Genomic DNA, 7,544 nt, shown 5'->3' on the forward strand with positions numbered 1-7,544 from the left:
CTCCTGGGCGCGCGATCCGCCCGGTGCCAGGGTCCCGACGCCCAGGCAGGCGAGCGCGGCGGCGAGGCCGCGGGTCAGGATCGGCTTGCTGGCTGGAATCATGGTGTCTCCCGATACGGCCGGCGTCTTGGATCGCCCGGTCCTGTCTGCACTCATTATTCAACGTCCGGCGGTGCGAGGCGAGCCCGCGGTCAACCCACGCGCGACAGCGGGATGCGGTCGTCACCCGCGCCCCGCCATTCGAATCGCCGATGGGCAGGAACGCCGGCGATGGCCCCCTCCGCGAAAACCTTGCGTTTTGGCGGGTGATCTCCGAAAACGCGCGCGTCCGGAACGCTCGCGCTTGGCCGGGGACCTCGGCGTCCGCCGCGGCCCGGCCGGGGCAGCATTCCGATCCGGTTCGAGGACACGCTTCGATGATCGATTACGCGCAGGCGCGGCGGATGATGGTCGACTGCCAGTTGCGGACCTTCGACGTGAACGACAACGCGGTGCTCGACGCGTTCGACACGGTGCCGCGCGAGACCTTCGTGCCCAAAGGCCGCGAGCCGTTCGCCTATATCGATCAGACCCTGAACCTCGCCGGGGCCAACGGCGAGGCCCGCTGCCTGCCGGCGCCGATGGTGCTGGCCCGGCTGATCCAGGCCCTCAAGATCCGGCCCGGCGCCAGCGCCCTCGATGTCGGCAGCGGCACCGGCTACGCGGCGGCCGTGATGGCGGAACTCGGCGCGGACGTGACCGCGCTGGAATCGGTGCCCGACCTCGCCGAGGCGGTCCGCACCAAGCTCGGAACCGCGGCCCGGGTGATCGAGGGTCCGCTGGAGGCGGGCGCCCCCAAGCAGGCGCCGTTCGACGTCATCCTGATCAACGGCCGCGTCGAGGTCAGGCCGCAGGCGCTGCTCGACCAGCTCAAGGACGACGGCCGCCTGGCCTGCGTATTCGGCCCCCACCGCAACGCCAAGGCCACCCTGTTCGTGCGCGCCGGCGACGCCTTCGGCTCCCGCCCGCTGTTCGACGCCTCGCTGCCGCTCCTCGACGCCTTCGCGGCCGAAGTCGGGTTCGCGTTTTAAGGTAAACTCGTCACACTTCCCCGAACTGGGAAGCGCCACCTGATGCGGCACGTCGTCAGGTAGGTAAGAAAACCTTCTGTCCGGACGGTAGGCTCCGGACGTTCAATATGGAAAAAGCCACGAAAATATTTTGTAACCTTTCAGAATGCTGGTCGCGGGTCGCAACCGCCGGTGAATGTCGTTAATTATAGTTCACCATTTGATTTCAGTAATTTTATTTCGCAGTGCCCGATCGATCGACTCACAAAGGACCGTCTGGAACAGTGGGACCATCGTCGCTACGGCGATTGTCCAGATGACCTGTTTTCACAAAAATACAGGCCAGAAAAGATTAGAAAATGGGCCCCCGGGAGGCATTTTGAGTGGTCTTGCAGTCACTTACGCCTACCGCGACCAGCGATCTGCTCGCACCGAACAGGTCGAAAACAGGTTCTTCAAACTTACATTTTGTATACAAACAGGCCGCAGAGCCTGCATTAACCGGCCAGCCTCCATCTCGATCAAGGTCAGTGACAAAATCGTGTGATAATAATTATGTTGATAAAACACAGCTTTTGAACGGTTTTTAGACTTATAAGATCGCGTCGATTGAGCAGCATACAACTACCGGATCGTAAATTCCTTAAATTTAAACATCTGCATAAATTTTTGAATCACTATAAAACCACCATCGAACCGATGTCGCAAGGAGAGACAAGCCCTACAAAACTTTCGGAACGTCAGTTTGTGTCAGGCCGGAAATATGCTAAAATGAGTTCGATCTACAGTGAGTTTACATGATTACGCTGCAGGAAGCAGGAGCGAACATGAATCAGGCTGTTCAGCAAGACGGGACCATTTTTGATAATTTTGTTGCTCGGTGGGCTCCGTTTTTAAAAATTAGACGCAGCGGTCTGAAATGCCAGTCCGTTTCCTCCGAAGAGCTGAATTTGCTCGATAAAATTGCTCAGCTTGAAGTACATACGATCCTTGATGTCGGCGCAAATGACGGCAAATATGCTGCCGTATGTCTAAATAAATTTACAATGGCGAAAATACATTCTTTTGAAGTAAATCCTTTATTGAATAAATATCTTAGCGCCAGATCATTGTCCGACCGATTTATACTAAACGAGTTCGGTCTATCGAATAAAGACGGATCCCGTTTGCTCGAATACGACCCTATTGATCCTCAAGCATCGTTGCTAATTCATGGAAATGTGCCCCGCGGCGGCAAATGGGAAAAAACAATCGTCAAAGAATTGTCAGGAGATGCTTACTGTGAGAAAAACTCGATCAAATCAATCGATATTTTAAATCTAAATACTGGCCACGAAAACAATCTTGTTTTAGAGGGCTTGAAGGGCAAACTCGCCGTTGGTGAAATTCATATTGTGCGGCTGAAATATCATTTATCGACGTCGGATCATTCAGATAATTTGAGCAAAATAGCCGTTGTTTTATCGAAACATAATTTCGCGCTGAGCACCATCTCTAATCGAGGCATAAATTTCGAACAACCGATCAATTTTAATAGCCTGCCTAATGGAATTCACACATTCATTGCAGTTCACAAGTCACGTGAGAATACTATTGCCTTGTTGGGAAAATAGTGTGGTCGCAGCAGTTATTATTCGCACTAATTTGACACAAATACCGGTTGCTGGTGATTCCTGATCAAAAACCTCATTCCTCGTTTCATCTGACTTGCATTTCCCTCTGCATCAGGCAAACCCCGCCTCAAAGTTATTACTTGGCCGTCACTTAAATTAATGCACGGCTAAGCCTTCCGATCTAAATAGTCCGCGTTGTTGGCCCAGTTATTATGGCTAACATCATTACCATAGGAGCTGGCGGTGGATTGTTGGTGCTTTGGCGGCGATCAGGCTGGAGAACATTGACATGGATGGACGTCTGCGCTGCTCGGTCACCGGCATTGAGACTTGCGGAGAAGGTTTAATACATACAGCGTCAAAGCAGTCAACGGTGCCGAGCAATGCACTTCGATCGCGACTTGCATGTCGATGACTCCTGAGAAAGTCTCACCCTTGATCCGACTTTCAACGGCTTAAAACGCATGACGACAGACAGGCTCTCCCGTCGCTGGGCGCCCAGAGATCTGGCTCAGCACGCCAAGGTGCTGTGAGCGTTGTGGTGCGAGCCGAGAGCAGCCTCGCCGACCCGACAGTCACGATTGCCCAGCTCAACACTTTCATGCAGGCTGTGCGGGCTGCAGGCGCGAGCTTCCGTCATCGCAACAATCATGAGATGGCCAAATGATCCGCTTAGCGACTACGCCTGTAAGCCCACACCCCAAAACCGAAGAAGTCGATCGACCAATGGCAAATGACGACACGCTCGCAAAGGCCCTGGCCAACGTGAGGCATCAGCGCGAGACCCTTGAGGCTGAGTACGAGCGGGTGAGTGGCGAGTTGGCGAAGCTCCGCATGGCCGAGCGATCGCTGGCGTCGATCGTTGAAGGCACGGCGATGGATGAGCTGGCTGACGATCAGCCGAAGCGCCGCCGTGCGTCCAACAGCGATGATCAGCCTCGCGCTGGCCGCGGACCCCGAGGCCCCCGGGCGAACTCTGCTAAGGGTCGACTCAAGGCGCTCCTGGAGGATGCCGGCACCGAGGGCCTGACGCACGCCCAGATCACGGAGCGCCTGACGGACGTAGCGGCCAACACCCTGGCCACATACCTCAGCGTGATGTCGACGAGCGGCGAACTCGAACGCCATGGCGATATCTACCGTTCCGGCGCTCCTGCTGCGACCATGGAGAACCAAGCCTCGGACGATGAGGCCGAGGGCGAGGCTGAGGACGATCAGGAGGGTACCGGTAAGACGGAGGCGGCCGAATAGGAGCGGCCACCGTTACGTCCCTTGCAGATGGGACACAGATTGCACCCGCAGGCCCGCGAGGGCTATGCGGGCGCAGGGCCTGTAGCTCAATGGTTAGAGCCGACCGCTCATAACGGTCTGGTTGCAGGTTCGAGTCCTGCCGGGCCCACCATCGTGTCATCCGCCGCCTCATGGAAGAGGCGCCGTTGACCAAGGGCACTGTGACTACTAAGCCGCTTTTAGGTTCGAAGAAGTTGGGTAGCGCTCTGTTCGGCCGGATGGCTCATCGAGTCCGCCCAGCCTTTCACGGCTGAGCGTAGTTCGCCGCTACCGCGAGGGAGCGGTACTGGCTGCAACTTCCGGTCCGGATCGCCGTTGTGTGGCGATCAGGAGGCATTGATGCTGCCAGCCCTCATCGTTGTGCTCCTGGCGTCGTTTGCGCTGGCCTTAAGCGTCTATGTGATCCGTCATGCCGGCGAGCATGGCCACGACGTGCGGGACGCCGTGCTGCTGTTGCTAGTGCTTGGCGGATTAGTGGCGGCGTTGGGAACGGCAACTTTCTTCCCTGACCGGGCAATGGGACGATTTTTGCAGCCAGAAATGCAAGGCATTCGCGTCTGAGCTGCCTAGCTCTTTTGTTCGGGGGCGTCGGCTTGGTGATGTCGCCAATGCATGCTCGCGCCAGATCGCACAGCGCACGGCGGCGAGGGCATCTGCTATCCTACACAGTTTAAAATTAGTGTTCGGGCAGCAGGCGGATCATCGGCTTCAGCACGTAGGGTGAGCCCGGTAAAGCCACACCATCACCCAAGCGTCGAACGGAAATTTCGTACCCCTCTCGTGGAGACAGGCAGCCTGCTAGAAGATCGAGAGCGAAGCCGTGCCGGCCCGTTCCGACCCCTTCAGTTGCGAGATCTTCGCGGAACAGATCCGCTCGGCATTGCCCCAGCACTCGCTGACCGACCGCGATGAACACGATCACAGCCACATCCGGCGTGGTTGTCTCCCACGCCCAGCCGACAATTTGCCGGTGGCTCAGAACGTCGATGCTGCCGCGGAGGGCTATAGCGGCCCTCCTGCCTTCGGCGTGGCAGCTATTGCCCGGTTCCAAACGCCCGCCGCGTCCAATTGCATCGCCCCGATCGTCACACCGTCTACTGAGCGCCGAACCTCAACCGTGTGAGGTAGGCCAAATTCCAGTGGTTCCTCCAAGCCGATGTCGAAGCCGTGCTGACCTTTTCCCACCCCAGAAGCCGCGAGGTCGGGCCGATATACCTCCGCCAATGTCATCGCAGCGACCGCTCCGTCAATCACGATGTCGAGGCATACGGGTCCGTCAGGATGCACTGTATCCCGAGCCCAACCCGCAACGCGAAGATCGCCGCTTGAGATCTCGCACAAATCGAGGCTGCCCTGTAAATCACCGAAACGAATGGGCTCTACCGATAGGCCGGCGCGGATGATTACTCGGCGGCGCAACCCCTCTAAGTCGGGGCCCTGCTCGACCCTTTTAGCGTAAGGAATGGGTATGAACTCTACATCAGGTGCAGAGATGCCATCGAACTGACGACGCAGACCAGGAGCGGCCAAGAAGCTCTCTGCAGGGGTGTTCTCAGCCAGGAGCAGGTCGTGGCGGTCAAGCTCGATGTGCCAATAGGTCAGGTTCCGGACCGCTTCGCCACGGATGATGCTCGTGCCGTTCACCAGATGCCCGGCCGCCACGAACAGGCCATCGAGGTAAAGAGCGTGATCGGGGGAAACCAATAGATCACGAGCTGGTAAGCCGTCGGCTAGCGCATCTGCTTTGATACGCACTGGCCGATCGGCTTTCGGAGCTGTTAGTTCGGGATAGCGACGGGTACCGATCCAATGAACGGCGCGATGTTGACCGGCCGCAGTTACCGCGACGTCACCGACCCGCAGTTCCTCGACTGCTATATCGCCACGATCAGTGCGGATGCGTGTCCCGGAGCAGTAGCAGGGGGCATTAACGGCCGGCGATGTTGAGCCAGTTGTCCCGGCCGAAGTTTGCGGCGATCCAGTAGTACCGGCTGGACTGGATGTTGGCCCTGTTGAGCCTGCCGTCGATCCAGTGCTTCCGGTCGGACTTGATGCTGGCCCTGCGGAGCCTGACGTTGAGCCAGTTGTCCCGGTCGGACCAAATGCTGAGCCTAAGGAGCCTGACGTCGATCCGATGGTTCCCGTCGGACTTGATGTTGGGCTTGTAGAGCCTGATGTTGCCCCGTTCGCTCCTGTAGAATTGGGCGTTGATCCCATCGTGGGCGCCGGTGTCCGAACTGCTGCGGTCGCTCCGGACAGGCCTGGATCATGCCCATCTGGCGAAGAAACCCTGTCGTGGGGGACAGCAACAGCATTCGGCGCGTTAGAATATACTCGAATATAGTCAATGCTTGAACTGAATGGTTTTCCCGATGTTGAGGTGCCTTGTACAGCTAGATTTGCCAACAAATACATCGGGGTTTTCAAATCCGATGGGGTACTTTGAAAACCTTTAAGCTCGCCGTCAACGTAGAAGCTAATTTTATCTGCCTGCCAATTTACTCCGTATGTGTGATAACCATCTGGATGTGAAATCTCGCTGTAGACTTGGCGGGTCTGCTGCCACGTTGTACCAGCCGGCTGTGGATTGGTAGTATGTATTGTGCTGTACACGCCCTTATCGTTGTTGCCGTAGTGTTCAACGACATCCAATTCTTGATGGCCGGCCCCGGTCGCGGCGGGGGGAGTTTGCTGATCCGGAAGAAGCCAGAATGCATCCCAAGCGTCAGCATTATTTGAAAAATCCGCACGGATTTCAAAATATCCGTAGGTCTGTGAGAAACTACCTTGCGTAGTAATCAGGCCAGACTGCCAGCTGCCAGGAAATCCTGAAGTAGTTGTGCCAGGAGGCGCTGCCGTGATTGAAAGCGCGCCATTCTGAACACTGAACGGATCGTAGCCCGATGCAGAGTCTACGAAGGACGAATGACCAAAGCCAATGTCAGAATTGGCGTCGAAGCGCCATTCGGATCGAATATCGCGATATGTTGTTCCAACACCATTTTGCGAAATACTCCGTGCATTAAATTCATCATCAAAAGTCAAACGATAACCAGAAAGGTCGACCATCATAGCCACCTGTTTATAGGATAAAATTCGTTAATGTGGGCACGGTCACACGTTCAAACCTTTTTTTACTCAAACCGCTGATAGTTAACAAGTCCTTTACAGCTGCTGCAAAAGCATTGCGCATACTCCCTTTCACCCGGCGCAAAAATGAGCGTTTCAGGTTAGGGCGCTGTGTTTGGTCCTGACATTTGGCGGAGCGCGTTTAACCTGAAGCGGCCTGGCTTGGCGGACCATGCCTTGCAAATGGCATCATAGGGGGCGAGACTCTGCAGGATATTTAGAGTGTCTAACAGAACGGTCTAGCACTACTTTGGTAGATTGAGGGAACGCTGGAGGTTTTTGCGGATTCGTCTGCCACGGCCATGAGCGTGGGTGCTCGCGATGTCAGGTGCTGGTGGATGGCGTGAGGATCTGGACCGGTGGCTGCAGCCGTTCCTTGCGGGACTGTCGCATCCTGCGCGTCGGGCTATGTGCCCGCTCTACGTGAGCGGTCTGATCGGCTTGGGTGACCGCAAGAGCGTCC

The 7,544-nt window shown here is 56.5% G+C and carries 6 protein-coding genes, 1 tRNA gene and 1 pseudogene; 6 read left to right on the forward strand and 2 right to left on the reverse strand.

The annotated features are described in order from the left end of the window. Window positions 1-416 precede the first annotated feature (416 nt). From FV228_RS15700 to FV228_RS15720, 5 genes are all read left to right on the forward strand, one after another. A complete protein-coding gene (locus tag FV228_RS15700; protein ID WP_147855476.1) occupies window positions 417-1,070 on the forward strand; it encodes a protein-L-isoaspartate O-methyltransferase in 654 nt (217 codons plus the stop codon). Window positions 1,071-1,846: 776 nt separating this feature from the next. Then, the gene (locus FV228_RS15705) at window positions 1,847-2,662 is read left to right on the forward strand and encodes a hypothetical protein (RefSeq protein WP_147855477.1); all 816 of its coding nucleotides are present in this window, start codon (window positions 1,847-1,849) and stop codon (window positions 2,660-2,662) included. Between the two features lie 726 nt (window positions 2,663-3,388). Next, entirely contained in the window at window positions 3,389-3,913 is a 525-nt protein-coding gene (locus tag FV228_RS15710) for a hypothetical protein (RefSeq protein ID WP_147855478.1), read from the forward strand. A 75-nt stretch (window positions 3,914-3,988) separates the two neighbouring features. Further along, window positions 3,989-4,064: transfer RNA gene (locus FV228_RS15715), tRNA-Ile, on the forward strand. 227 nt (window positions 4,065-4,291) lie between these two features. Next, window positions 4,292-4,513, forward strand: coding sequence for a hypothetical protein (locus FV228_RS15720; RefSeq protein WP_147855479.1), 222 nt, complete (start codon window positions 4,292-4,294; stop codon window positions 4,511-4,513). A gap of 115 nt (window positions 4,514-4,628) precedes the next feature. Here the strand turns inward: FV228_RS15720 and FV228_RS15725 are convergent, their stop codons facing one another. Both FV228_RS15725 and FV228_RS15730 read right to left on the reverse strand, forming a co-directional pair. Further along, window positions 4,629-4,874: a hypothetical protein gene (locus FV228_RS15725; RefSeq protein ID WP_147855480.1), complete on the reverse strand. Its 246-nt coding sequence runs from the start codon at window positions 4,872-4,874 to the stop codon at window positions 4,629-4,631. A gap of 80 nt (window positions 4,875-4,954) precedes the next feature. Continuing rightward, window positions 4,955-7,024 (reverse strand): Hint domain-containing protein, encoded by a 2,070-nt coding sequence (locus FV228_RS15730; protein WP_246693919.1) that lies wholly within the window; start codon window positions 7,022-7,024, stop codon window positions 4,955-4,957. A gap of 378 nt (window positions 7,025-7,402) precedes the next feature. Between FV228_RS15730 and FV228_RS15735 the strand changes: the two are divergent. Continuing rightward, window positions 7,403-7,544 (forward strand): annotated as a pseudogene (locus FV228_RS15735) (IS701 family transposase); the annotation flags it as partial.

The sequence above is a fragment of the Methylobacterium sp. WL18 genome (genome assembly GCF_008040015.1).
Classification (GTDB): domain Bacteria; phylum Pseudomonadota; class Alphaproteobacteria; order Rhizobiales; family Beijerinckiaceae; genus Methylobacterium; species Methylobacterium mesophilicum.

Excerpts from the sequence above, each read along its gene's own strand:
- FV228_RS15710 (WP_147855478.1), top strand. The coding sequence starts at position 3,389 with ATGGCAAATGACGACACGCTCGCAAAGGCCCTGGCCAACGTGAGGCAT.
- FV228_RS15700 (WP_147855476.1), top strand. The coding sequence starts at position 417 with ATGATCGATTACGCGCAGGCGCGGCGGATGATGGTCGACTGCCAGTTG.
- FV228_RS15730 (WP_246693919.1), bottom strand. The coding sequence starts at position 7,024 with ATGATGGTCGACCTTTCTGGTTATCGTTTGACTTTTGATGATGAATTT.
- FV228_RS15720 (WP_147855479.1), top strand. The coding sequence starts at position 4,292 with ATGCTGCCAGCCCTCATCGTTGTGCTCCTGGCGTCGTTTGCGCTGGCC.
- FV228_RS15705 (WP_147855477.1), top strand. The coding sequence starts at position 1,847 with ATGATTACGCTGCAGGAAGCAGGAGCGAACATGAATCAGGCTGTTCAG.